The following is a 24,235-nucleotide window of genomic DNA, read 5'->3' as shown; positions in this document are numbered from 1 at the left end:
AAAGGGGACGGATTTATTTACAGCGCTTGTCCATAAATTAATCTGTCCCCGGTCCGTCGGTGTGGCATCCGACGTCTTCCCGGCTAAAGCCGGTCCCACTGAGATCAAAACCTGTAATCGTTGAGCCAGACACACGCAGATCGTTCCCACGCTCTGCGTGGTAATGCAGCCCCGGACGCTACGCGTCCCTGTAGGACCGGCTTCAGCCGGGAAGAGGCCCGCGCAATCGCTATCAATTTTCAGTTGGGCAACTGACGCCTTCCCGGCTAAAGCCGGTCCTACTGACACAACGCTTGCATTTAGTGGGACCGGCTTTAGCCGGGAAGAGGCTCGCGCAATCGCTATCAATTTCTCGGTGTAGCAACCGACGCCTTCCCGGCTAAAGCCGGTCCCACTGAGATCAAAACCTGTAATCGGTGAGCCAGACACATGCAGATCGTTCCCACGCTCCGCGTGGTAACGCAGCCCCGGACGCTCAGCGTCCCTGTGGGACCGGCTTTAGCCGGGAAGGCTTCAGCGGCCATACCGAAAAATTGATATTGCACACACCGGCCTCTTCCCGGCTGAAGCCGGTCCAACTATTGGAACGCGTAGCCTGACGGCCCTCCGTTAAACCAACCTTCCGGCAATCGCCGCCCCCACGTCTTGCGTCGAGCCCTGCCCGCCCAGGTCCGGGGTGATCGGGCCTTGGGCAATCACTTCCTCAATCGCCTGCAATATCCCGTCATGGGCCGCGCGGTAGCGTTCGTCGCCGTTGCCGAGGAAGTCGAGCATCAGTGCGCCGGACCAGATCATCGCGATGGGGTTGGCGATGTTCTGCCCATAGATATCCGGCGCCGAGCCGTGCACCGGTTCGAACAACGACGGAAACCGCCGTTCCGGGTCGAGGTTGGCCGACGGGGCGATGCCGATGGTGCCGGCGCACGCCGGGCCGAGGTCCGAGAGGATGTCGCCGAACAGGTTCGACGCCACGACCACGTCAAACCGGTCCGGCTGCAGCACGAAGCGTGCACACAGAATGTCGATGTGCTGCTTGTCCCACGTCACCTCGGGGTAGTTCGCCGCCATCAATGCCGTGCGCTCGTCCCAGTACGGCATGCTGATGGAGATGCCGTTGGATTTGGTCGCGGCTGTCAGGCGTTTGCGCGGGCGGGTCTGGGCCAGTTCGAAGGCGAATTTGAGGATGCGGTCAACGCCACGGCGGGTGAACACCGATTCCTGCAGCACGAATTCGTGTTCGGTGCCTTCGAACATCTTGCCGCCCACCGAGGAATATTCGCCCTCGGTGTTTTCCCGGATCACCACGAAGTCGATGTCCCCCGGCTTGCGTCCCGCCAGCGGACAGGGCACGCCGGGGAACAGGCGTACCGGACGGATGTTCACGTACTGGTCGAAGTCCCGGCGAAACTTGAGCAACGAGCCCCACAGGGAAATGTGGTCCGGCACCTTGTCGGGCCAGCCCACGGCGCCGAAGTAGATCGCGTCATAGCCCTTGAGCTGCTCGAACCAGTCGTCGGGCATCATCTTGCCGTGGGCGAGGTAGTAGTCGCAGTGGGCCCAGTCGAGCAGGTCGATGCTCAGGTTGAGTTCCCACTTTTTCGCCGCTTGTTCCAGTACCCGCAGCCCTTCGGGCAGGACTTCCTTGCCGATGCCGTCGCCCGCAATCGCGGCGATTCTGAATGCCTTGCTCATGGTGCGCCCCTCGGGATGAATCAGTTCAAGCCGCCGATGTGGAAGGCTTTGACTTCAAGGTACTCGTCCAGGCCGTACTTGCTGCCCTCGCGGCCGAGGCCCGATTGTTTGATGCCGCCGAACGGCGCGACTTCCATCGAGATGATCCCGGTGTTGAGGCCGACCATGCCGAACTCCAGCGCCTCGCCGAAACGCCACGAGCGCTTCAGGTCCTGGGTGAAAAAGTAGGCGCCCAAACCGAACGGAGTGGCGTTGGCCAGGGCCAGCGCTTCGGCTTCATCAGTAAAGCGCATCAACGGCGCCACCGGGCCGAAGGTTTCTTCGTTGGCCAGTAGCATGCCGGCGTGGGCGTCAGCCAGCACGGTGGGTTGCACGAACTGGCTGTCGCCTGTGGGAATCCCGCCGCAGAGCAGTCTGGCGCCCTGACTCAAGGCATCGTCGATGTGCCGGGCCACCTTGGCGACCGCCGCCGGGTTGATCAGCGGGCCGATGGTCACGCCCTCTTCCAGGCCGTTGCCGACCTTGAGCTTAGCCACCTCCTCCACCAATCGCGCGGCGAAACGGTCGTAGATGCCCGCCTGCACCAGAATGCGGTTGGCGCACACGCAGGTTTGCCCGGCGTTGCGAAACTTGCTGATCATCACTCCGGCCACGGCCTGTTCCAGGTCGGCGTCGTCGAACACCACGAACGGCGCGTTGCCGCCCAGTTCCAGGCTCAGGCGCTTGATGTGTTCGGCGCTCTGGCGCATCAGCAGGCGGCCGACGGCAGTGGAGCCGGTGAAGGAAATCTTGCGCACCGCCGGGTTGCCGGTGAGTTCTTCGCCAATGCCGGCGGGCAGCCCGGTGAGGACGTTGAACACCCCGGCCGGAATGCCGACACGCTCGGCCAGCACCGCCAGGGCGAGGGCCGACAGCGGCGTGAGGTCCGACGGTTTGACGATGATCGGGCAGCCGGCGGCCAGGGCCGGCGCGCACTTGCGGGTGATCATCGCGTTGGGGAAGTTCCACGGGGTGATCGCGGCGCAGACGCCGACGGGTTGCTTGAGGGTCAGCAGGCGGCGGTCGCCGCTGGGGGCCGGCATGGTTTCGCCGTAGACCCGGCGCGCCTCTTCGGCGAACCATTTGACGAAGCCGGCGCCGTAGCGGATTTCGCCCTTGGCCTCGTTGAGTGGCTTGCCCTGCTCGCAGGTCATGATCAGCGCCAGGTCGTCGAGGTGGTCGATCATCGCCTGGAACCAGCGCTCCAGCAGCGCCGCACGTTCTGCCGCCGGGCGCGCGCGCCACTCAGGCCAGGCGCGTTCGGCGGCTTCGATGGCGCGGCGGGTGTCGACCGCGTCCATGGCCGGAACCTGGGCAAGCAGATCGCCGGTGGCGGGGTCGCGGACGTCCAGGGTGGCGCCGCTGTCAGCAGCGATCCACTGGCCGTTCACGTAGGCGCGTTCAGCCAGCAGGCCGGGGTCTTGCAAGCGATTCTTGAGCATGGTCGAGTCCTGATCCGAGACAGATTCCAGTCTAGGGATCCGGCTCGGACGAGGATGCCGAAAGCGCCTTCAAACCAGTGCGCCGTGCTGAAATTCACGTCAGGACGGCAGGCTCTGCTACGCCTTCAACGAGCCCAGCAGCCCTTGCAAAAAGCGCTCGCCGGCGTCCATCTGGCTGACCTCGATAAACTCGTCCGGCTTGTGCGCCTGTTCGATGGAACCCGGGCCGCACACCACCACCGGCACGTCGAGGCGCTGCTTGAACAGACCGCCTTCGGTGCCGAAGGAGACCTTGGTCATGCCGGTGTCCGGCGCAGCGAATTGCTTGAGGAAGCTCACCGCTTCGACCGTCGGGTGGGTGTCGAGGCCGGGGTAGACGTTGATGGTTTCGATCTCGATGGCAGCGACGCTGGAGAGCTTCTGCGCCTCGCGCACGATCACTTCGGCGCGCTCGCGCATCTGCTCGATGAACTGTTCCAGGTTGTCGGCGGGCAGGTTGCGCACCTCGAAATCCAGGGTGCACAGGTTCGGCACGATGTTCAGCGCCTTGCCGCCGCTGATCTGCCCGACATGCACGGTGCTGTAGGGCACGTCGTAGTCGGTGTCCTGGGCACCGTGGTGTTGCAGGTGCTGCTGGCTTTCACGCAGGGAGGCGATGAAGTCGCAGGCCACGTGAATGGCGTTGACCGAGCGCGGCGCCAGGGACGAATGCGCCTCCTGGCCCCGGCAGTAGGTGCGATAGGAGCCTTTGCCCTTGTGGCCCAGCACGAATTGCATGTTGGTCGGCTCGCCGATCACGCAGAGAAACGGCCGCACTGGTGCCAGGTGCAGCACGTCAAGCAAGCGCCGCACGCCGACGCAACCGATTTCCTCGTCATGGGACAAAGCCAGTTGCAGCGGGCGGTTGAGTGGGCGTGTAAGTGAGTGCTCTGCCGCGTCGAGCATGGCGTCGATGGCCAGGGCGATGAAGCCCTTCATGTCGCAGCTGCCACGGCCATAAACGCGGCCATCCTGCACCGTGGCGGCGAACGCCGGAAAGGTCCACGCCTGCCCCGCCGCTGGGACCACGTCGGTGTGCCCGGAGAGCAACACGCCGGGCTGGTCTTTCGGGCCGGTGCTGGCGAACAGGTTGGCCTTCTTGCCACTCTCGTCTTTGACGATCAGCGACTCGATGCCTTTGGTCACCAGCAGGTCGCGGACGTAGTCGATCAGGGCCATGTTGGACTCCGACGACACGGTTTCGAAGGCCATCAGCCGTTTCAGAATATCGAGAACCCGGGGTTTCATGAGGCGTGGCTCCGTTGCTCGGCAGGAAGGGCAAAACGTGTGATGGAGAATGCCTCGATCGGGGTCGTGGTGCGACCGGTATCGAGCAGTTCGGCCATCACATCACCGACGCCAGGGCCGAGCTGGAAGCCGTGGCCGCAGAAGCCAAAGGCGTAGAACAAGCCGTCGACAGTGCCGCTGGGCCCCATCACCGGCAGCGAATCCGGCAGGTACCCTTCGATGCCGCTCCACACGCGGATGATGTTCAGATTGCCCACGCCCGGCAGCAGGCGGCGCATCTGTTCGGCCTGATTGAGGATGCTGCGCGGCTCGACAGCGGCACGGCGGTTAAGCATGTCGGGTTTGCTGCGAAAGCCGCCGCCGATGATGATATTGCCCCGGGGGATCTGACGGAAATAAATCACCTCTTCGGCGATCTTGGTGTACACGCCGATTACCGTCGGCAAGGCGTAGGGCACCGGCTCGGTGACCGCCATCTGCGGGCCGTGGGTGTCCAGCGGCACCGGTTCGCCAAACTGCGCCGAAAGTTTCTGGCCCCAAGCGCCGGCGGTGATCAACAGCTGCGCGGCGTGGAACTGACGGCCGTCGGTGGTGGTGACGTGAAAGTCACCGCCCACTTTTTCGACCTCGGCCACTTCCGTGCGCTCTTCGATCTGCGCGCCCAGGCGGCGTGCGGCGCGGGCAAAGGCCGGCGCGGCGAGGCGTGGGTTGGCGTGGCCGTCATGGGGGGCGTAAGAGCCGCCTTTGACGTCAGCGCCGAGGAAGCCAAAACGCTGATGCAGCTCGGCGCCTCGATACACTTTCAGGTCCAGTTGCTCGGCTTCCGGCGCGGCGGCGTAGGCCTCCAGCTCGGCGATTTCGTCCTCGCGATAACACACACGCATGTGCCCGCTGGGGATGAATTCGAGGTCGTCGTCGATCAGCTCCGGCAGGCGTTTCCACAGCGCCCACGAGCGATTGGCCAGGGCCAGTTGCCCGAGAAAACGCCCTTGTCGGCGCACGTTGCCGAAGTTGACGCCGCTGGCGTACTGGCCGATCTGGTCGCGTTCCAGGAGGATCACCGACTGCCCGCGCCGACGCAGAAAAAACGCCGTCGCTGAGCCCATCAAACCGCCACCGACAATCACCACATCTGCTTTTTGCACGCTCATGGCGACACCTCCTCGATGAGCATCGACAACGGTTTGACCGGCGCTTGCCCGCGCTGGCGACCGACTTCCTGCACCTGCACGCCGGCCTCGGCCGCGATCACTTCGGCACCCGCCTGGGAGCAATAACGCCCCTGACAGCGCCCCATGCCGACACGGCTGAAGGCCTTGGCGCGGTTGACCTCACAGGCGCCCTTCTCGTTGACCGTGCGGCGCAATTCGCCGGCCGTGATCATCTCGCAGCGGCACACGATGGCGCTGTCGGGCAAGGCCTTGGCCTGTTCGGCAGGCCAGGGAAACGCTTCGGCCAGGCCCAGACGAAACTGGTCCATCACCGCCAGCGTCTGTTGTTGTTCATCGCGCAGCCCGGCATTGAACGGCTGTTTGAGGTCTTCCAGCAGTGCCAGGGCCACTCGGCGCCCGGCGTACTCGGCGGCATCGGCGCCGCGAATCTTCGCCCCGTCACCGGCGGCATACACGCCGTTCACCGAGGTACGACCGGCCTCGTCCGTCGCCAGCCACCATTGGCTGGAGGCGTCATCGAAGGCCATGGCGCAACCGGCCAGATCACCCAGCTGGGTTTCCGGGCGCAAGTGATAACCCAGCGCCACAGCATCCGCCTGCACAGTCACGGCCTTGCCGCTGCCGGTGGTGAAGCGCACGCCTGCCACGCCATTGGCGCCATCACCCAACACCTCTAACGGCTTGACGCCGAAATGCACGGGCACTTTGGCCTGGTACAACTGCGCCAGAAATTTCATCCCGGTCCACAGCAGACCCGGCCGCGCCAACAGTTTGGGCAGGGCTTTGAGGCGCAGGCTGAAGGGCGAGGTATCGAGGACCGCAGCCACCGTGGCGCCGGCTTTGACGTACTGGCTGGCGACCAGGTACAGCAACGGCCCGCTGCCCATGAACACCACACGATGGCCAATGGACACGGCCTGATTCTTCAACGCGATCTGGGCCCCGCCCAGGCTGTAGGTGCCTGCCAGTTGCCAGCCTTCGATGGCCATCAAGCGGTCGGTGGCCCCGGTGCAGAGGATCAGCGCGTCGTAGTCCAGCGTGCTGTGGCGACCCTGATTGGCGCAGCACAACTGCCCCGGCGTGAGGTTCCACACCAGGGTGTCGGGGCGGTAGTCGATGGCGCCATGGATGCGGTCGAAGGTCTGGTGCAGGTGCCTGGCCTTGTCGGCTTCGCTGCCATACAAGGTGCTGTAATCGCGGGTGAAGCCGTCAGGCTGGCGGCGGTAGATCTGCCCGCCGTCGCGGCGGTTTTCGTCGACCACGATCGGTTTGATGCCGGCCGCCAGCAAGGTTTCGGCGCAGCGCACACCGGCCGGGCCTGCACCCACGATGACGACGCGATGAGTGCTCAGCTGTGCAGTGGCCATGTCGCCTCCGGTTGTGTGGTGACGATGTCGAGCCCGTCGCGGACTTCGTTGGAGCAGGCGCGCAGGCGTTCACCACCGCGGGTCCAGACCCAGCAATCCTGGCACGCGCCCATCAGGCAGAAACCGGCGCGGCGGCCGCTGTCGAATTCCGACTGGCGCAGCGAGCTGCCCTGGGTCAGCAACGCCACCATTAGCGTGTCGCCCTGCAACGCTTCGACCGGCGCGCCATCCACGGTCAGGTTGACCGTCGGCCGGCCTTGTTCGGCCAACCTCACAAAACGCCCTTTCATGCATACGCTCCAAAGCTTGTGGTGGTAACGCCGCGCTGGGTCGCCAGCAAGTCGGCGCCGTCGCGGTGGCAAAGAATTTCGCTGCCGTTGTCCAGCGTGCGGCGGTTCGGCGCGGTGCGATTGCACAGTCCGTCGATGCGCATCGGGCAACGGTTAAGGAAGGTGCACAGTTCCGGCAGGTTGGACCGCTCGCCGATCGGCGGCAGCTCGCCACTGGTGGCGCCGCAGGTTTCCAGCCAGCCCTGGCGCAATTCGGGCACCGAATGAATCAACAGGTCGGTGTACGGGTGATACGGCGCTTCGGCAAAGGACTCGCGGCGGCCGGCGTGGACTTTGTGGCCGCTGTACATCACCACGATGTCATCGCACAGCGCGCGCACGGTGGAGATGTCGTGGCTGATGAACAGGTAGGACACACCCAGTTGCTGGCGCAGGTCGCGCAGCAGTTCGAGGATCGCCGCGCCGACCACGGTGTCGAGGGCCGAGGTCACTTCATCGCAGAGGATCAAATCGGGCTTGGCTGCCAATGCCCGGGCCAGATTGACCCGCTGTTTCTGCCCACCTGACAGCTCACCGGGACGGCGATCAGCCATTTCCCGCGGCAGACGCACCAGGTCGAGCAGCTCACCGATGCGCGCCTGCAACGCCGCGCCTTTGAGCCCGAAATACATTTTCAGCGGACGGCTGAGGATGTTCGCCACGCTGTGCATCGGGTTGAGCGCGGTGTCGGCGTTCTGGAAGACCATCTGAATGCGCCGAAACTGCTCCGGCGTGCGCTCCGACAGGCTGCCGCCCAACGGCTGGCCGTCAAAGGTCAGGCCGCCGAGGGCCGGGGTCAACAGCCCCGCCACCACCCGCGCCAAAGTGGACTTGCCCGAGCCCGATTCACCGATTACGCCGATGGCCTGGCCGCGCCGCACGGTCAGGTCGATGTCTTCCAGCACCCGAATCGCCGGCATGCCTTGCATGTTCTTGTTGCCGTAGCCGGCGGTCAGGCCGGTGATGGTCAGCAGCGGCCCCTCTTCCGCGATGCCACAGGGTGGGCGAATGCGCGTATCAGGACGCGCGGCGGCGAGCAGGCTGCGGGTGTATTCGTGGGCCGGCGCCTTGAGCAGCGGCGCGGTGGCGCTTTGTTCAAGGATCTGCCCGCCGTTGAGCACGACAATCTGATCGGCCATTTGCGCGACCACGGCCAGGTCGTGGGACACGTAGACCGCCGTCGCCCCGCGTTCACGCACCACACGCTTGAACGCCCGCAGCACGTCGATCTGGGTGGTGACGTCCAGCGCGGTGGTCGGCTCATCGAGCACCACCAGCAGCGGGTCGCTGATCAGCGCCATGGCCGCCATCACCCGTTGCAGTTGCCCACCGGAGACCTGGTGCGGGTAGCGTCGGCCAATGCGTTCAGGGTTCGGCAGGGCCAGATCGCGGAACAGGCCGATGGCCTTGGCTTCCAGCTCTGCGCGGGTGCCCAGGCCGTGGATCAACGGCCCTTCGACCACTTGATCGAGGAGTTTTTTCGCCGGGTTGAATGCGGCAGCGGCGCTCTGGGCAATGTACGAAACACGATTGCCGCGCAGGCCCTGCAACTGTTTTTCGTTCAGGGCGAGCATGTCGTGTTCGCCGACCTGCACCACGCCGCCGGACAACCGGCAGCCCCGCCGCGCGTAACCGAGCAAGGCCAGAGCAATGGTGGTTTTGCCGGAGCCGGACTCGCCAATCAGCGCGAGCACTTCGCCTTTCTCCAGCGAAAAGCTCACGCCCTTGACGATCTCCACTTCGCTGCCCGGATCACCGGCCACCACGCGCAAGTCTTCGACGCGAATCAACTGGGTCATATCAATGGCCTCCCGAGCGTCGACCGCGTCGCGATGACAGGTAGTCGATCAGCAGATTGACGCCGATGGTCAGCGTGCCGATGGCCAGCGCCGGAATGATGATCGCCATCGCGCCCTGATTGAGCCCGCCGATGTTTTCCCGCACCAGCGAGCCCAGGTCGGCGTCCGGCGGCTGCACGCCAAGGCCGAGAAAACTCATGCCGCTGAGCAACAGCACGATGTAGCCGAAACGCAGGCCGAGGTCGGTCAGCACCGGGTTGAGCATGTTCGGCAGGATTTCCCGGCACGCCACGTACAACTTGCCTTCGCCCCGGGTCCGCGCCACTTGCACGTATTCCAGCGCTTCGATATTGACCGCCATGCTGCGGGCCACGCGGAACGAACCGGGGATGTAACTGATGACCGCCGTGCAGATCAGCAGCGTGACCGACGAGCCGAACGCCGAAACCATGATCAGTGCGAGCATTTTGCTGGGGATCGAGATGAACGCATCCATGATCCGGCTGATGATTTCGTCCAGCCACTTGGGCGAAACCACCGACAGCAGCGCGCAGCCGGTGCCAAAGGTGCTGGCCAACAGCGCCGCCACCAGCGAAAGGCCGACCGTGAAGCGCGCGCCTACCAGCACCCGGCTGAGCATGTCGCGGCCCAGGTAATCGGTGCCGAACGGATGCGCCAGGCTGAAACCTTCGAAGATGTTGTCGGAGATCACTTCGCCGACCGGGTGCGGCGCCAGCCACGGGCCGAACAGCGCCACCAGCAGCCAGATGACGCAGACGGCAGCACCGACCAATCCCAGCCAAGACGGGTTGCCGGAGACCTTGGCCAGCGCCAGGGCAGAAGACGCAGGCCTGGATTTCGCAATGAGCGGGTTCATTGGTTTCTCAGCCTCGGGTTGGAGAGGATGGCGCAGAGGTCGGCGAGCAACACCAACGCCAGGTAGGCCGCGCAGAACAGCATGGTGCAGGCTTGCACCAGGGCCATGTCGCGGTTGGTCACGGCATCGACCATCAGGCTGGCAATGCCGGGGTAGTTGAAGATGGTCTCGACGATCACCACCCCGCCGAGCAGGTAAGACAGGCTCAGCGCAATGGCGTTGGCAATCGGCCCGATGGCGTTGGGCAAGGCGTGGCGCAGCACGATGCGGATCGGGCTGACGCCTTTGAGGAGGGCCATTTCCACGTACGGGCTGTCGAGCTGGTCGATGACGGCGGCACGGGTCATCCGCGCCATCTGCGCCACGATCACGCAGCACAAGGTCATCACCGGTAACGCGTAGGTGCGCAGAAATTGCAGCGGTGAAGTGATGTCAGTGGCGTAGGACAGCGCCGACAGCCAACCGAGGTTGACCGCGAAAATCAGCACCGCCAGGGTCGCCACCAGAAACTCCGGCACCGCGACCATGGCCAGGGTGATGAAGCTCAGGCAGCTGTCGATGCGTCCGCCCCGGCCCATGGCCGAACCGATGCCGAGGATCAGCGCCAGCGGCACCGACACCAGCGCCGTGGCGGCCGCCAGCATCAGCGTGTTGGGCACCCGCCCCGCCATCAATTCACCCACCGGCATGGCGTTGGACACCGACTGGCCCATGTCGCCGGTGAGCAAATTCATCAACCAGTGCAGATAGCGCAACACGCCGGGTTGATCCAGCCCCAGTTTCAGGCGCAGCGCCGCCACCTGTTCAGGGGTGGCGAACTGGCCGAGGGATTGCTGCGCCGCGTCGCCCGGCAGCACGGCCGTGATCGCGAACACGACCATGGACACGATCAACAGGGTCACGACCCCGGCACCGAGGCGCCGGCAGATCAACCACAGCGTATGGCTATTCATCGCACTACCTCCTTAAGCGTCCAGCCACACCTGCTCGGCGAACATGTAGCCCATGAAGCCGCCCAACGGGTTGGAGTCGTAGCCCTTGATGCGCTGGTCGACGCCGTCGATGTTGCTGATGAACACCGGCACGCCGATGCCACAGTGGTCGTGGACCAGGGTCTGCATGTCGCCGTACATCTTGGCGCGCTTGGCGTCGTCGGTTTCGCCCCGGGCCAGCATCAGCAACTGATCGAATTGGTCGTTCTGCCAGCCGGACTCGTTCCATGGCGCCTTGGACTGGAAGAACTGCGAGAACATCACGTCAGCATTCGGCCGAGGGTTGATGTTGCCGAAGCTCAACGGGTGCTTCATCCAGTGGTTGGACCAGTAGCCGTCGGCGGGCAGGCGGTTCACGTCCAGCTTGAGCCCGGCCTGTTTCGCCGATTGCTGCAGCAGCACGGCGATGTCCACGGAACCTGTCGCGGCAGGCGACGCCATGACGGGCATGGTGATGCTTTCCATGCCGGCTTTCTTCAGCAGGAACCTGGCTTTTTCCGGGTCGTAGACCGTCTGCGGCAGGTCGGCGTTGAAGTAGCGCGAACCCGGCGCAATCGGGTGATCGTTGCCGACCACGGCAAAGCCACGAAACACGGCGGATTTGACCTGTTCACGGTCCAGCAGCAGCTTCATGGCCTGGGTGAATTCCGGGCTTTTGCCGGGCAGCTGGTCCTGGCGAATGATCAAGTCAGTGTAGTTGCCCGACGGTGCATCGACGACGCGGTGTTTGGGGCTGGCGGCGATGCGCGTGGTGGAGCGCGGGTTGACCTCGTTGATCATGTGCACGTCGCCGGACAGTAGCGCGTTGACCCGCGATGGCTCGTCGGCAATGGCGATGAATTCGATCTCGTCGAGGTACGGCAGGCCCGGTTTCCAGTAGCTCTTGTTACGCACCGCGACCGAACGCACACCCGGCTTGAACTCGCCGACGGTGAACGGCCCGGTGCCGATGCCTTTGTTGAAATCGGTGGTGCCCTCGGGAACGATCAGCAGGTGCGACACGGCGAGAATCGACGGCAGTTCGGCGTTCGGCGCGCTGAGGCGGATCTGCACTTCGTTCGGGCCGGTGGCCTTGATCTCGGCAAACTGTTCCATCAGCGGCATGACTTTGGACCCGGTCAGCGGGTCCTTGTGGCGGCTGAGGGAGAACACCACGTCGGCGGCGCTGAGGCTCTTGCCGTTGTGAAAGGTCACGTCCTTGCGCAGGGTGATGGTCCACAGGGTGGCGTCAACGTTGTCGATGCGCTCGGCCAATTCCAGCTGCGGCACCAGGTGCTTATCGAAACGGGTCAGGCCGTTGTAGAACATGTAGTGACGGGCATAGTCGGTGGACAGCGCGCCCTTGGCCGGGTCGAGGGTGTCGGCGGTGGAGCTGGACATGCCGGCCACACGGATCTTGCCGCCAGGTTTGCCCTTGCCGCCCGCGGTGGCTTCTTCGGCGAAGAGTTTGCCGGCGCTGCCGAACAGGCTGCCCGCCCCCGCTGCGGCGACGCCGGCCAGGCCGAGCATCTGCAAGGCGTTGCGCCGCGACATGCCGCGATTGAGGCCTTCGAATACCCGCAGGCTGTCTTGGCCGGAGATAAGCTCAGGGGTGTCTTTGTGGTCAGTCATATCAAGGCTACCTGTCGATGATCGGGATATTCGAGTGCTCACGGATGTCCGGAGCGTCCTGGAAACGCAGACGACGGTGACGCTACAGCGGCGACTCAGTGCATGACTCAGTGCAAATAGTCCTGCAAGCGGTAATACGCGCCCACGAACGGCAGAAACCACGGCTTGCCGAAGTGCCCGGGGATCGCCGGCCATTCCAGTTCACGCCAGGGGTTGGCCGCCGCGTTGCCGGCCATGACCTCGGCCATGACCTGGCCCATGTGCACGGACATCTGCACGCCATGGCCGCTGTAGCCCATGGAATGGAACACGCCGCCGTGCTGGCCGGCACGGGGCAGACGGTCGGACGTCATGTCCACCAGACCGCCCCAGCAGTAATCGATTTTCACGTGGGACAACTGCGGGAACATGTTCAGCATCGCCGCCTGGAGCACCTTGCCGCTCTTGGCGTCGGAGACGCCGTCGGACATGGCAAACCGCGCACGGCCACCAAACAGCAGGCGGTTGTCCGGGGTAAGGCGGAAGTAGTTGCCGATCATGCGGCTGGTCACGTATGCCCGATGCTGCGGCAATAACTCGTCGATCAGCGCCTGGGGCAAGACTTCGGTGGCGATGACAAAACTGCCCACCGGCACGATCCGTCGGCGGTACCAGCCGAGGTCGCCGTGCTGGCAAGCGCCGGTCGCCAGCAGCACTTGGCCTGCGTGCAGCGAACCCTTGGCGGTGTTGACCTGATAACCGCCGGCCTCGGGCTTCCAGTCCTTGACCGGGGTGTGTTCGTAAATCATGGCGCCGCGTCGGGCAGCCGCTTCCGCCAGACCGACACCGAAGCGGCCAACGTGCATCTGCACGCCGTTGCGCTGCAACAACGCACCATGGAACTGGGCCGAGTTGACTTCGGCTCGGGTCTGCTCGGCATTCAGCAGCTCGACGTCGGCGTCCACCTCCTGGCGGATCAGCTCGCAGGTTCGGGCCAGGCCTTCGTAATGCAGGGGTTTGGCGGCCAGCTTGAGCTTGCCGTTGCGCACCAGGTCGCAGGCGATCCTTTCCTGCTCGACCAGCGACACCACGGTCTGCACCGCGCTTTCATAGGCCTGGTAATAGGCACGCGCCCTGGCTGCACCGAGGCTGGCATGCAGCCCGGCGTAATCCTGCGCCACGCCGGTGTTGCACTGCCCGCCGTTGCGCCCCGAGGCTTCGCCGATGACCCGACCGGCGTCCAGCACCACCACGCTGGCGCCCTTGAGCGCCAAGGCCCGCGCAGCCGACAGGCCGGTGAATCCACCGCCGATCACGGCCACGTCGACCTGCCCGGGCAAGCCGCCGAGTTGGGCACCGGTGAAGGCCGGTGCGGTGTCGAGCCAATAGGATTCACTGCCCATCTTTAACCCCCTGTGTCCAAACCTGCGTGGCGGAACCGCTAGACGGCGCTTGAGTTACAGGCCCACCAGCGCCGGCAGTCCGCCGATGTCGGTGATTTGCTGGTACTCGAAATACGCATTCGCCGGCACTTCATGACCGCGGGCCACGAAGGCCTTGTTCTTGATCTTCATGTCGTGGGCCGGCATCAGGTCGTAACGAAAGCTCGAAGACACATGCAAGATGTCTTCCGGGCCGCAGCCGAGGTTGTCGAGCATGAATTCAAAAGCGGCCAGACGCGGCTTGTAGGCCTGGGCCTGTTCGGCGGTGAAGACTTTGTGGAAAGGCGCGCCGAGCTTGTCGACGTTGGACATGATCTGGCTGTCGCTGGCGTTGGAGAAGATCACCAGGGGAATCTTGTCGGCGATCTTCGACAGACCCGCCGGCACGTCGGCATGGGGGCCCCAGGTTGGCACGGCGTCGTAATACAGCCGGCCTTCATCGCGGTACTCGACGCCCCACCGTTTGCAGGTGCGGGCCAGGGCAGTCTTGAGGATGACGTCGTACGGCTGCCAGTCGCCCATGACCTGATCGAGGCGATAGGCCGAGAAGTCTTTGACGAACTGGTCCATCTGTTCAGGTTTGACGCGGTCGGCGAAGAGCTCGCGGGTCATGGTGCCCATGTGGAAGTTGGTGAGCGTGCCGTAGCAGTCGAACGTAATGAATTTGGGACGAAGAAAGCTCATTGAGTGCGGTCCTGAAGTCAGTTAAGTGTGGCAAGCGTTCGCTGCCCTGGCGGCGCGTCGGCCTCGTTGCAGCACAGGTTCATTACAGCACTGTGAAATCAGCATATGCCGTCTAAAACGCCCCGTGCTCAATACAAACCACCGTTTTGGTGGCTGGCCTCAGCAGAGTTTGCGGTGCGCGCCAGCCTTGGGCAGGGCCTGTGTTTGTGCGCTTTTAGGGGGCTTTTGCGAGGTTTGACGGGTGGGAAGGCTTAAGAATGGGGCTTGCGGCGGCAGATAATGTGGCGCGGGGATCTTTATCGCGGTGATCGTTCCCACGCTCTGCGTGGGAATGCATCCCGTGACGCTCTGCGTCACCTACTCAGGCATGGGACGCGGAGCGCCCGGGCGGCATTCCCACGCGGAGCGTGGGAACGATCATGGTGCGGCGTGGGGAGAATCATCAGCGCTAAAGCGCTCAAACCCGTCCCTGGCATTTGCTGCCGCCCTCGCCCCGGATTTAAGTACGAAGTAGGGTCGCGTCCCCCGCCGTGCGACGAATCTGCCGAATATCCCGCGCCCTCTTGTCAGCCCTTTAATCAGGTGGGATACAGGCGCTCAGTGCTACTTGAATAACGCATAACGGAGCCTCGCCATGTCCGCCCTGCCGCACCCTTCTTATACCTACCGCCGAATGACCGTCGCCGACCTGACCGCCGCCCATGACCTGTCGGTGCAACTGAAATGGCCCCATCGCCTGGACGACTGGGCGATGCTGCACCGGGTCAGCGACGGCTTTGTGGTGATGGACGGCGGCCGCCTGATCGGCAGCGCCTTTGTTTGCCCCCAGGGTGATTTCGCGACCATCGGTCTGGTGATCGTCAGCAACGACTATCAGGGCCAGGGCATCGGCCGCCGCTTGATGGAGACGGCACTCGCCGCCTGCGAGCCGCGCACGCCGATTCTCAACGCCACCGTCGCTGGCAAGCCGTTGTATGAAAGCCAGGGTTTTGTTGAGTTTGGTCGGGTGCAGCAGCATCAGGGCCAGGCCATCGTGCCGGCGCTGGTGGAGTTGGCTGAAGGCGAAACCTGCCGTGCGCTCACTGCTGACGATCACGCCGCACTGCTCGCCCTCGCCAAAGCCGCCAGCGGCCTGGACCGCAGCGACGTGCTGCGCGACCTGCAAGTGGAGCACGCCGTGGGCATTGAGCGTGACGGTCAACTGCGCGGTTTTGCCCTGCTGCGGCCTTTTGGCCGCGGGCGATGCATCGGGCCGGTGGTGGCAGAAGACATCCATCAGGCCAAACACCTGATCGCCGTCTTGCTGGCACAGGTGCCGGACACTTTTGTGCGCATCGACATCCCTGTGACCTGCGGCTTGAGCGACTGGCTGGAACAAGCAGGCTTGAAGAACGTCGACACCGTGGTGCAGATGGCACGGGGCACGCCACCCGAGGCCAGCCAGGGCGTCCAACCTTTTGCGCTGATCACCCAGGCGATCGGCTGACTTTTTAACGGAGCGTTAACCATGTCATCTCCCGGTATTTTGCTGTTGGCGCGCGCTGATGGCAGCGGCGTTTCTACGTCTTTCAACTCGGCGCCATTGGGCGCGCTCGATCCCTTTGCCGAGGCGCGGAATGTGGCGTGGCGCGGCGATGACGGGGTGTCGGCCGGGCTTGTGCGGTTCACCGGCGACGTGTTGATTGAGGACTTCCCCTACAGCGAGACGCTGGTGGTGCATGCCGGCCATGTGGTGTTGAGCAGTGCGGAGCAGACGCTGGAGTTGGGCGTCGGCGGCAGTGCGGTGATTGGCCGTGGCAGTCGGGTGGCGGTGCATGCCAGCAGTGGCAGTGAATGGGCGTTTTGTGCGGTGGATGTGGAGAACGCGCCGGCGCGGCCCGGGTTGACGCTGTTGCCGGCGCATCTGTGGCTGAATCCGTCGGCGACGCTGGAGCCGCCGATTTTGATCGGGCCTGCGCCGCAGTGTCGGGCGTTGAGTCTGTTCGAGGATGAGGTGACGGAGCTGAAGGTGGGGATTTGGGATTCGACGCCTTATCAGCGCCATGGTCGTGCGCATCGGTTGCATGAGTTGATGCATCTGTTGGAGGGGAGCGTGACGCTGGCCGATGATCAGGGGGGTGAGGTGACGCTTAATCCGGGGGATACGGTGTTTGTGGTGAAGGGGGCGTTTTGTGCGTGGGCCAGTACGGTGTATGTGCGCAAGGTCTATGCGGTGAAGTGATTTTTTAAGATCAAGATCAAGATCAAGGGCGTCTGCCTGGGGGCAGACTGTTTCGCCTTCGGCGAGTTACTTGGAAAAGTCGAAAGTCGCACCATCCGGGGGTGTCAGAAATTTTGTGTTCGGGCATAACATGAGTAAGAGGTGCATGTATGCCAACCAAAAAGAAACCTGCGCTACGCGAGCTACCGAAAATCCCAAAAGAGCTGCTTGAGCAGTTCGGCGGCGGATTGATGACCGCTGAAGCCATCGAAGACGCCTCCGCGGCGTTCAAGAAGGCGCTAATCGAGCGAGCCCTCAATGCTGAGCTCGGTCATCACCTGGGCTATCCGCCGGGCGCGCAGCGCCCAGAGGATGAAACAAACCAGCGTAATGGCAAAAGCGGCAAGACGGTTTTAACGGGGGATGGCCCGATCCGGCTGGACATCCCCCGTGACCGGGACGGCAGTTTTTCGCCCATTCTGATCCCCAAGCACGAGCGCCGTTACACCGGTTTCGACGACAAGATCATCGCGATGTACGCCCGAGGAATGACGGTCAGGGAAATCCGTGCATTCCTCTCCGAGCAGTACGGTACGGACGTTTCGCCTGACTTCATCAGCTCTGTCACCGACGAGGTCATGGCAGAGATCGGTGCGTGGCAACAGCGGCCTCTGGAGCCGATGTATCCGGTTATTTTCTTCGACGCCCTGCGGGTCAAAATCCGCGAAGAAGGACTGGTTCGCAACAAAGCGATCTACTTGGCGCTGGGTGTTCTACCTGACGGCACACGGGATATTCTCGGCATCTGGATCGAAAATACCGAAGGCGCGAAGTTCTGGATGAAGGTTTTCAACGACCTCAAAACACGTGGCGTTGAAGATGTACTGATCGCCGTTACTGATGGACTCAAGGGCATGCCGGAAGCTCTTGGCGCGGTCTTTCCAGCCACGACACTGCAAACCTGTATTGTTCATCTGATCCGTAACAGCCTTGATTACGTGGCGTGGGATAAGCGTCGCGAACTGGCCAAGGCGCTCAAGCCGATCTACCAGGCGGTCACCGCCGAAGCGGCCGAACAGGCGCTGGATGCGTTCGAAGCCGGGCCATGGGGCAAGCAATATCCAACGGTAGTAGCTTCATGGCGGCGTGCGTGGGATCGCGTCATTCCATTTTTCGTTTTCCCGCCAGCGATCCGAAAGGTGATCTATACCACCAACGCCATCGAGAGCATCAACGCTCAGCTACGAAAGATCATTAAGACTCGCGGCCACTTCCCGACCGACGATGCGGCAACCAAACTGATCTGGCTTGGGCTGCGCAATATCACTGCAAACTGGGGCTCTGCAGCCCATGACTGGAAAAGTGCGATGAATCAATTTGCGATTCTGTACGGAGATCGATTTATCAGGCCGACCTGGTAAAAAACAGCGGCCTGCCTAACGGCAGGCCGTAACGGCCTGCACACAAAAAATCTGACAGTCCCCACCATCCCCAAGTAACCAAGGGTGCTTGCTCCTGGTTGGGTTCCTCCTTCGTCGGAATACCCTCACTCCGACGACGCTCCGTGGGCCCGCGCCGAACGGACATCCATGTCCTGACGGCGCTCTCGCCGCATCCATGCGGCTCGGCCCACTGCGCGTCGTCTACGTTCGGCCTGCATCCAAGTCGCGTTCTGCGGTGTCTGGACTACCGCGTAGAAGATCAAAAGCAGAAGCTCTTCCCGGCTAAAGCCGGTCCCACTGAAACACCACGCGTACCTGTAGGACTGGCTTTAGCCGGGAATCCTTTGATCTTGATCGTTCCCACGCTCTGCGTGGGAATGCATCCCCTGACGCTCCGCGTCGACAGTCTCACTGGTCTACGCGCGCTTTTAGTGGGACTGGCTTTAGCCGGGAATAGGTCATTTTGGACGCCGGCGATTCTGCGGTGTAACGCCGGACGCCTTCCCGGCTAAAGCCGGTCCTACCGGGCGCGCGCGGTGTGTTTTCTGTGGGACTGGCTTTAGCCGGGAAGAGGCCAGTCGCAGCGCCGACGATTCTGCGGTGTGACGCCGGACGCCTTCCCGGCTAAAGCCGGTCCTACCGGGCGGGCGCGGTGTGTTTTCTGTAGGACTGGCTTTAGCCGGGAATAGGTCATTTTGGACGCCGACGATTCTGCGGTGTAACGCCTGACGCCTTCCCGGCTAAAGCCGGTCCTACCGGGCGCGCGGTGTGTTTTCTGTGGGACCGGCTTTAGCCGGGAAGAGGCCAGTCGCAGCGCCGACGAATCTGCGGTGTGACGCCGGACGCCTTCCCGGCTAAAGCCGGTCCTACCGGGCGGGCGCGGTGTGTTTTCTGTGGGACTGGCTTTAGCCGGGAAGTGCAGTCAAGGACGCGGAGCGTCCGAGGCTGCATTACCACGCGGAGCGTGGGAACGATCATCAGCGTGCTGCAGGTTCGCCTGCTCACACCCTCAACGCATCCTCCAGAAACGCCACCAGCGCCTGCACCCGCGGACTACGGAGTTTTCGTGAAGGCACGAGGAGGTTGACGGGGGCGCTGTCGAAGTTCCAGTCGGCGAGGACGCGCACGAGGTTGCCGCTGGCGATGGCTTCGCTGACGTCCCATTGCGAGCGCAGGACCAAACCCAGGCCTTGTTCGGCCCAGCGGCGGGCGACGCTGCCGTCGTTGGTCAGCAGGGCCGGTTCGACGCGCAGGGTTTTGCGGGCGGGGCCTTTGCGCAGGTGCCAGAGCGTGACGTCTTCGTCGTTTTCACGGATGCAGATGCAGCGATGGGCGCTGAGTTGGTCCGGCGACGTCGGCTCGCCGTGTTCCTGAAGGTAGGCCGGGCTTGCGCACAGCCAGCGTTCGTTGGGTGAGAGCTGCCGCGCGGTCCAGAGGCTGTCGTTGAGGTGGCCGATGTGGATAACGGCGTCGCTGTCGTGCCGATCCGGCCAAGGCGTCTCACGCAAATCCAGGTGCAGGCACAGCTGCGGATGCAGGCGGATGAAACGCGCCAACAGCGGCGCCAGTCGCTGTCGTCCAAAGCCGAACGGCGCCGCCAGCCGCAACGTGCCGACCAGTCTTTCGTCCTTTTGCCGGAAGGATTCCGGGAGCGCTTCCAGCTGTTCGAGCAACAGCGCGCTTTCCCGGGAGAAGCGTTCGCCATCGGCCGTCAGGCTCAGGCGGCGGGCGTCGCGGTTCGCCAGGGTCAGACCCAGCAGCGTCTCCAGTTTTCGCAGACGCATGGACAATGCCGGCGGCGAGACATTCAGGGCTCTGGCCGCCGCGCTCAGGGATTCGGCACGGCTCAGGGCGACCGCCAGGCGCAGGTCTTCGATGGAGATCATTCACTTTTACTTAATGATTGATGAGGCTGGATTGAACCACACCTTAACGACAGCTGAGTAGAGTGCAGCCTGTCCCTCGCCACCCGAGTTCCGTCATGTCTATGCCGATTGCCTCACTCGACACGCCCGCCGCGCTGGTGGACGTCCCGCGCATGCAGCGCAATATCCAGCGCATGCAGCAACGTATGAACAGCCTCGGCGTGCGTTTGCGTCCCCACGTCAAGACCAGCAAATGCCTGCCGGTGATTCAGGCGCAGATCGCGGCCGGTGCCAGTGGTGTGACGGTGTCCACCCTGAAAGAAGCCGAACACTGTTTTAACCAGGGCATCGGCGATGTGTTGTATGCGGTCGCGATCGCGCCCGGCAAATTGTTCCAGGCGCTGGCGTTGCGGCGCGCCGGCTGCAACCTGAGCGTGCTCACCGACAGCGTTCAGGGCGCACAGGCCATCGTCGCGTTTGCGCGTGCGCACGACGAATCCAACCCCGTCTGGCCCGTCTGGATTGAGGTGGACTGCGACGGCCATCGCTCGGGCCTCGCCGCTGATGACCCTGCGCTGATCGACGTGGCGCGCATCCTGAGTGAAGGCGGCGTGCAATTGCGTGGCGTGATGACCCACGCCGGTTCCAGCTACGAACTCGACAACCCCGAAGCACTGCAAGCCCTCGCCGAACAGGAGCGCGCCCTCTGCGTTCAGGCCGCTCAACGCATCCGTGATGCCGGGGTTGCCTGCCCGGAGGTCAGCATCGGTTCCACGCCCACCGCCCTCTCAGCCCTGAATCTGGACGGCGTGACCGAGGTGCGTGCCGGCGTGTATGTGTTCTTCGATCTGGTCATGCACAACATCGGCGTCTGCCAGGCCGACGAGTTGGCGCTGAGCGTGCTGACCACCGTGATCGGCCATCAGCAGGACAAGGGCTGGATTATCACCGACGCCGGCTGGATGGCCATGAGTCGTGATCGCGGCACCCAGCGTCAGCGCCACGATTTCGGTTACGGGCAGGTGTGCAGCGAGTCGGGCGAATGGATCGAAGGCGCGTGTGTCACCGGCGCCAATCAGGAGCACGGGATCATCACCCTGGGCGAGACCGGCAGTGCCGACCTCCCCGTACGTTTCCCCATCGGCAGCCGCCTGCGCATTCTGCCCAACCACGCCTGCGCCACCGGCGCGCAGTTTCCGGACTATCACGCCCTCGACGCCGACGGCGCGGTGCACACCTGGAGTCGTCTGCATGGCTGGTGATCTCGAAATCATTCACACGGCCGACGCGGCGGCGCCGGGCGGGCACTATTCCCAAGCAGTGGCCTACGGCGGCGTGGTGTACGTGTCCGGGCAATTGCCAGTGCGCGCCAACGGCGAGCACAGCGCCGATCAACCGTTCGAGGTACAGGCCTCGATTGCCCTCGACAACCTGGTCGCGATCCTCAGTGAAGCGGGCCTGAGCCCAAGCGACTTGCTGAAAGTCACGGTCTACGTCGTGGGCATTGAACACTGGCCGGCGTTTGACCGACTCTATGGGCGTTATCTGGGCGAGCATCGGCCCGCCCGCGCCGTGGTGCCGGTCCCGGTTTTGCATCACGGTTACCTGATTGAGATAGAAGCCATAGCCCGTGGCCTGCAACCCCATAACCTGGGAGAGGACCGTTCATGAACCCGCAAAAAAGCGATGTGCTGGTAATCGGCGGCGGCGTCATGGGCGCCTCGTCGACGTTTTTCCTGCAGCGGCGCGGCCGCTTGGTCACCCTGCTGGAGCGCGACCAGATCGGTCAGTACGCCAGCGGCGTGAACTTCGGCAACGTCCGCCGCCAAGGACGTTATCTGGGCCAGCTCGAACTGGCGAACCGGTCGTGGGGCTTGTGGAAACGCCTGCCGGAGCTGATCGACGATGACCTCGAATTCATCCCCAGCGGGCACATGCGCGTGTGTTACCGCGAGGACGAAATCGCCGAGCTGGAGGCTTATGCCGCCGCGCCGGAAGCCGAGCAACTGGACCTGAAAATCTATCGCGGTGCCGAGCTGCACACGCGTTTCGGCTTCCTCGGCGCGGAGGTCAAGGGCGGCTCCTACGCGCCACACGATGGTCACGCCAATCCGCGTCTGGCGGCCCCGGCCTTTGCCCGCGCGGCACGGCGACTGGGCGCACGCATCGAAGAACGCACCGAAGTCGCCGACGTGCAAAAGGTCGGCGGACAGTTCCACGTCACCACCACCGACGGGCAATTGTTTGTCGCCGAACAGCTGTTGATCACGGCCGGCGCGTGGGCGACCAAACTGTCTCAACAGTTCGATGAACCGGTGCCGCTGGAGCCCAATGGCCCGCAGATGTCGGTGACCGAGCCGGTGCCTTATGCCTTGCCCACGGTGATCGGCGTGTTCACCAAAATCAAGGAAGAGGTGATCTACTTTCGGCAGATTCCGCGCGGCAACATCATCATCGGCGGCGGCGCCCGTTGTGCGCCGGACATGGTCAACCGTCGGGCATTTTTCAAGCCTGAAAGCCTGATCAATCAGATGCGCCAGATGAAGCGGCTGGTGCCCGGCGCCGAGAAGCTCAACATCATCCGCACCTGGAGCGGCATCGAAAGCTACACGCCGGACTCGTTGCCGGTGATGGGCCCCAGCGGCATGGTTGACGGGCTTTTTTACGCCTTCGGCTTCTGCGGCCATGGCTTTCAGCTCGGCCCTGGCGTCGGCGACGTGATGGCCGAATTGATCAGCACCGGCAGCACCAGCACGTCCATCAGCCCCTTCGACATCCGCCGGTTTACCCAGCCATCGCTGGTGCCGCAACTGGCAAACAGCCTTATCAGTACAGGAAAACTCATATGAGTGACGCCTACGCTTATCGCATGGCCACTGCGGCCGACATGCCCGCCTCCCACGCGCTCTCCGTGCATTTGAAGTGGCCCCATCGCGAGGAAGACTGGGCGATGGTGCAGCGCACGTCCGAAGGCTTCGTTGCTGAACATCACGGGCAGTTGGTGGGCGTGGCGTTCGCCTGCCATCAGGGTGGTTATTCTTCCATCGGGTTGGTGATCGTCAGTGATCAGCACCAGAGCAAAGGCATTGGCCGCCAATTGATGAACCTGTGCCTGGACGCCACCGCGCGGCGCACGCCGATCCTCAATGCCACTGAATCGGGTGCGCCGCTGTATGTGAGCATGGGCTTCGTCGAATACGCGCGGATTCAGCAACATCAAGGCGTGCCGCAGACGCTGCCGGTTCTGGCTGCAACGGGAGGCGCGCTGTGTCGTGAAGTGACTCAGGCCGAGTACCCGCAGGTGATCGAACTGGCCAATGCCGGCAGCGGGCTGGACCGCACGGCGGTGCTCAACGATCTGCTGCCGATGGCGGAGTGTGTGGTGGGCGTCGAGGTGCACGGGCAACTGAAAGGCTGCGCCCTGCTTCGTCGCTTCGGGCGCGGCCACCTCATCGGGCCGGTGGTTGCGCAGAACCTGGAGCAGGCGCAGCAGATGATCACGCACTTGCTGGGCCTGATCCCCGGCGCGTTCGTGCGCTTCGACATTCTGGCCGATTGCGGTCTGGTGGACTGGCTGGAGGGTCAGGGGCTACCGTGCGTCGATCGCGCGCCCCGCATGGTACTGGGCGAACCGCCGCGGTCACGAGATGGGATTGCCCAGTTTGCGATGGTGACCCAGGCCATTGGCTGAGTGTTGGCAAGCGCTCCGCGATTTGTAGGACCGGCTTTAGCCGGGAAGGCTTCAGATGCCACGCCGCGAAATTGATGTCGCTCACACTGGCCTCTTCCCGGCTGAAGCCGGTCCTACAAAAACAGACCGCATACACCCCGCCAATCAGGCAGCGTACGCAATCCCTAGTGGGACCGGCTTTAGCCGGGAAAGCGTCAGGCGCCACGCCGCAAAATTGATGGCGTACACGCCGCCGGATTCAGCAGATTCTCCCTTGCAGACCGCAACAACGGCATCTTTTGCCTGGCCCGGTTTGTTAGCGTATCGAGACGTCAGGACTCGCTGT

20 protein-coding genes are annotated in these 24,235 nt (G+C 63.6%); 7 read left to right on the top strand and 13 right to left on the bottom strand.

Annotation, left to right across the window (positions count from 1 at the left end; all coding sequences use genetic code 11):
• Positions 1-609: 609 nt before the first annotated feature.
• From OKW98_RS09950 to OKW98_RS09895, 12 genes are all read right to left on the bottom strand, one after another.
• Positions 610-1,692, bottom strand: a complete 1,083-nt coding sequence (locus OKW98_RS09950) for a tartrate dehydrogenase (protein WP_265388995.1) — start codon at positions 1,690-1,692, stop codon at positions 610-612.
• A gap of 20 nt (positions 1,693-1,712) precedes the next feature.
• Positions 1,713-3,173, bottom strand: a complete 1,461-nt coding sequence (locus tag OKW98_RS09945; RefSeq protein WP_265388994.1) for an NAD-dependent succinate-semialdehyde dehydrogenase — start codon at positions 3,171-3,173, stop codon at positions 1,713-1,715.
• A 117-nt stretch (positions 3,174-3,290) separates the two neighbouring features.
• Positions 3,291-4,460: an acetylornithine deacetylase gene (argE, locus tag OKW98_RS09940; RefSeq protein ID WP_265388993.1), complete on the bottom strand. Its 1,170-nt coding sequence runs from the start codon at positions 4,458-4,460 to the stop codon at positions 3,291-3,293.
• Complete coding sequence (locus tag OKW98_RS09935; protein ID WP_265388992.1) at positions 4,457-5,611, bottom strand: NAD(P)/FAD-dependent oxidoreductase; 1,155 nt, start codon at positions 5,609-5,611, stop codon at positions 4,457-4,459. The genes argE and OKW98_RS09935 overlap by 4 nt, the downstream gene beginning before the upstream one ends.
• Complete coding sequence (locus tag OKW98_RS09930; RefSeq protein WP_265388991.1) at positions 5,608-6,999, bottom strand: NAD(P)/FAD-dependent oxidoreductase; 1,392 nt, start codon at positions 6,997-6,999, stop codon at positions 5,608-5,610. The genes OKW98_RS09935 and OKW98_RS09930 overlap by 4 nt, the downstream gene beginning before the upstream one ends.
• Complete coding sequence (locus OKW98_RS09925) at positions 6,981-7,289, bottom strand: (2Fe-2S)-binding protein (RefSeq protein WP_265388990.1); 309 nt, start codon at positions 7,287-7,289, stop codon at positions 6,981-6,983. Before OKW98_RS09925 ends, OKW98_RS09930 begins: the two co-directional genes overlap by 19 nt.
• Positions 7,286-9,127, bottom strand: a complete 1,842-nt coding sequence (locus OKW98_RS09920; RefSeq protein ID WP_265388989.1) for an ABC transporter ATP-binding protein — start codon at positions 9,125-9,127, stop codon at positions 7,286-7,288. The genes OKW98_RS09925 and OKW98_RS09920 overlap by 4 nt, the downstream gene beginning before the upstream one ends.
• Position 9,128: 1 nt before the next feature.
• Complete coding sequence (locus OKW98_RS09915; RefSeq protein ID WP_122624288.1) at positions 9,129-10,004, bottom strand: ABC transporter permease; 876 nt, start codon at positions 10,002-10,004, stop codon at positions 9,129-9,131.
• Positions 10,001-10,957 carry an ABC transporter permease gene (locus OKW98_RS09910; protein WP_265388988.1) on the bottom strand — a complete coding sequence of 319 codons (957 nt, stop codon included), beginning with the start codon at positions 10,955-10,957 and terminating at the stop codon, positions 10,001-10,003. Before OKW98_RS09910 ends, OKW98_RS09915 begins: the two co-directional genes overlap by 4 nt.
• A 12-nt stretch (positions 10,958-10,969) precedes the next feature.
• On the bottom strand, positions 10,970-12,607 hold the full coding sequence (locus tag OKW98_RS09905; RefSeq protein WP_265388987.1) for an ABC transporter substrate-binding protein: 1,638 nt from the start codon (positions 12,605-12,607) through the stop codon (positions 10,970-10,972).
• A 107-nt stretch (positions 12,608-12,714) separates the two neighbouring features.
• Complete coding sequence (locus OKW98_RS09900; protein ID WP_265388986.1) at positions 12,715-13,989, bottom strand: NAD(P)/FAD-dependent oxidoreductase; 1,275 nt, start codon at positions 13,987-13,989, stop codon at positions 12,715-12,717.
• Positions 13,990-14,043: 54 nt separating this feature from the next.
• On the bottom strand, positions 14,044-14,712 hold the full coding sequence (locus tag OKW98_RS09895) for a haloacid dehalogenase type II (protein ID WP_265388985.1): 669 nt from the start codon (positions 14,710-14,712) through the stop codon (positions 14,044-14,046).
• A gap of 634 nt (positions 14,713-15,346) precedes the next feature.
• On the opposite strand from OKW98_RS09895, the gene OKW98_RS09890 reads away from it, so the two are divergent.
• The 3 genes from OKW98_RS09890 (at position 15,347) to OKW98_RS09880 (ending at position 18,333) form a co-directional block, all read left to right on the top strand.
• Complete coding sequence (locus OKW98_RS09890) at positions 15,347-16,198, top strand: GNAT family N-acetyltransferase (RefSeq protein ID WP_265388984.1); 852 nt, start codon at positions 15,347-15,349, stop codon at positions 16,196-16,198.
• Positions 16,199-16,219: 21 nt separating this feature from the next.
• On the top strand, positions 16,220-16,933 hold the full coding sequence (locus OKW98_RS09885) for a cupin domain-containing protein (RefSeq protein WP_265388983.1): 714 nt from the start codon (positions 16,220-16,222) through the stop codon (positions 16,931-16,933).
• 149 nt (positions 16,934-17,082) lie between these two features.
• Positions 17,083-18,333, top strand: coding sequence for an IS256 family transposase (locus tag OKW98_RS09880; protein ID WP_265385925.1), 1,251 nt, complete (start codon positions 17,083-17,085; stop codon positions 18,331-18,333).
• A 1,022-nt stretch (positions 18,334-19,355) separates the two neighbouring features.
• Here OKW98_RS09880 and OKW98_RS09875 read toward each other — a convergent pair.
• Positions 19,356-20,240 carry a LysR family transcriptional regulator gene (locus OKW98_RS09875; protein ID WP_265388982.1) on the bottom strand — a complete coding sequence of 295 codons (885 nt, stop codon included), beginning with the start codon at positions 20,238-20,240 and terminating at the stop codon, positions 19,356-19,358.
• A 95-nt stretch (positions 20,241-20,335) separates the two neighbouring features.
• On the opposite strand from OKW98_RS09875, the gene OKW98_RS09870 reads away from it, so the two are divergent.
• From OKW98_RS09870 to OKW98_RS09855, 4 genes are read left to right on the top strand one after another with little or no spacing between them, the layout of a single operon-like run.
• Positions 20,336-21,481, top strand: coding sequence for a DSD1 family PLP-dependent enzyme (locus OKW98_RS09870; protein WP_265388981.1), 1,146 nt, complete (start codon positions 20,336-20,338; stop codon positions 21,479-21,481).
• Complete coding sequence (locus OKW98_RS09865) at positions 21,471-21,890, top strand: RidA family protein (RefSeq protein ID WP_265388980.1); 420 nt, start codon at positions 21,471-21,473, stop codon at positions 21,888-21,890. Before OKW98_RS09870 ends, OKW98_RS09865 begins: the two co-directional genes overlap by 11 nt.
• The gene (locus OKW98_RS09860; protein WP_265388979.1) at positions 21,887-23,068 is read left to right on the top strand and encodes an NAD(P)/FAD-dependent oxidoreductase; all 1,182 of its coding nucleotides are present in this window, start codon (positions 21,887-21,889) and stop codon (positions 23,066-23,068) included. Before OKW98_RS09865 ends, OKW98_RS09860 begins: the two co-directional genes overlap by 4 nt.
• Complete coding sequence (locus tag OKW98_RS09855; RefSeq protein ID WP_265388978.1) at positions 23,065-23,910, top strand: GNAT family N-acetyltransferase; 846 nt, start codon at positions 23,065-23,067, stop codon at positions 23,908-23,910. Before OKW98_RS09860 ends, OKW98_RS09855 begins: the two co-directional genes overlap by 4 nt.
• Positions 23,911-24,235 lie beyond the last annotated feature (325 nt).

This window comes from Pseudomonas sp. KU26590 (assembly GCF_026153515.1).
In the GTDB taxonomy this organism is placed as follows: domain Bacteria; phylum Pseudomonadota; class Gammaproteobacteria; order Pseudomonadales; family Pseudomonadaceae; genus Aquipseudomonas.
The sequence above is the reverse complement of the archived record's forward strand: the minus strand, read 5'-3'. Positions and strand labels throughout refer to the sequence as shown.

What these genes read in the sequence shown, in the direction of transcription:
- OKW98_RS09860 (WP_265388979.1), top strand. Translation starts at nt 21,887, where the DNA reads ATGAACCCGCAAAAAAGCGATGTGCTGGTAATCGGCGGCGGCGTCATG.
- OKW98_RS09915 (WP_122624288.1), bottom strand. Translation starts at nt 10,004, where the DNA reads ATGAACCCGCTCATTGCGAAATCCAGGCCTGCGTCTTCTGCCCTGGCG.
- OKW98_RS09930 (WP_265388991.1), bottom strand. Translation starts at nt 6,999, where the DNA reads ATGGCCACTGCACAGCTGAGCACTCATCGCGTCGTCATCGTGGGTGCA.
- OKW98_RS09895 (WP_265388985.1), bottom strand. Translation starts at nt 14,712, where the DNA reads ATGAGCTTTCTTCGTCCCAAATTCATTACGTTCGACTGCTACGGCACG.
- OKW98_RS09900 (WP_265388986.1), bottom strand. Translation starts at nt 13,989, where the DNA reads ATGGGCAGTGAATCCTATTGGCTCGACACCGCACCGGCCTTCACCGGT.
- OKW98_RS09945 (WP_265388994.1), bottom strand. Translation starts at nt 3,173, where the DNA reads ATGCTCAAGAATCGCTTGCAAGACCCCGGCCTGCTGGCTGAACGCGCC.
- OKW98_RS09925 (WP_265388990.1), bottom strand. Translation starts at nt 7,289, where the DNA reads ATGAAAGGGCGTTTTGTGAGGTTGGCCGAACAAGGCCGGCCGACGGTC.
- argE (WP_265388993.1), bottom strand. Translation starts at nt 4,460, where the DNA reads ATGAAACCCCGGGTTCTCGATATTCTGAAACGGCTGATGGCCTTCGAA.
- OKW98_RS09890 (WP_265388984.1), top strand. Translation starts at nt 15,347, where the DNA reads ATGTCCGCCCTGCCGCACCCTTCTTATACCTACCGCCGAATGACCGTC.
- OKW98_RS09905 (WP_265388987.1), bottom strand. Translation starts at nt 12,607, where the DNA reads ATGACTGACCACAAAGACACCCCTGAGCTTATCTCCGGCCAAGACAGC.
- OKW98_RS09880 (WP_265385925.1), top strand. Translation starts at nt 17,083, where the DNA reads ATGCCAACCAAAAAGAAACCTGCGCTACGCGAGCTACCGAAAATCCCA.
- OKW98_RS09855 (WP_265388978.1), top strand. Translation starts at nt 23,065, where the DNA reads ATGAGTGACGCCTACGCTTATCGCATGGCCACTGCGGCCGACATGCCC.
- OKW98_RS09935 (WP_265388992.1), bottom strand. Translation starts at nt 5,611, where the DNA reads ATGAGCGTGCAAAAAGCAGATGTGGTGATTGTCGGTGGCGGTTTGATG.
- OKW98_RS09920 (WP_265388989.1), bottom strand. Translation starts at nt 9,127, where the DNA reads ATGACCCAGTTGATTCGCGTCGAAGACTTGCGCGTGGTGGCCGGTGAT.
- OKW98_RS09885 (WP_265388983.1), top strand. Translation starts at nt 16,220, where the DNA reads ATGTCATCTCCCGGTATTTTGCTGTTGGCGCGCGCTGATGGCAGCGGC.
- OKW98_RS09910 (WP_265388988.1), bottom strand. Translation starts at nt 10,957, where the DNA reads ATGAATAGCCATACGCTGTGGTTGATCTGCCGGCGCCTCGGTGCCGGG.
- OKW98_RS09950 (WP_265388995.1), bottom strand. Translation starts at nt 1,692, where the DNA reads ATGAGCAAGGCATTCAGAATCGCCGCGATTGCGGGCGACGGCATCGGC.
- OKW98_RS09875 (WP_265388982.1), bottom strand. Translation starts at nt 20,240, where the DNA reads ATGATCTCCATCGAAGACCTGCGCCTGGCGGTCGCCCTGAGCCGTGCC.
- OKW98_RS09865 (WP_265388980.1), top strand. Translation starts at nt 21,471, where the DNA reads ATGGCTGGTGATCTCGAAATCATTCACACGGCCGACGCGGCGGCGCCG.
- OKW98_RS09870 (WP_265388981.1), top strand. Translation starts at nt 20,336, where the DNA reads ATGTCTATGCCGATTGCCTCACTCGACACGCCCGCCGCGCTGGTGGAC.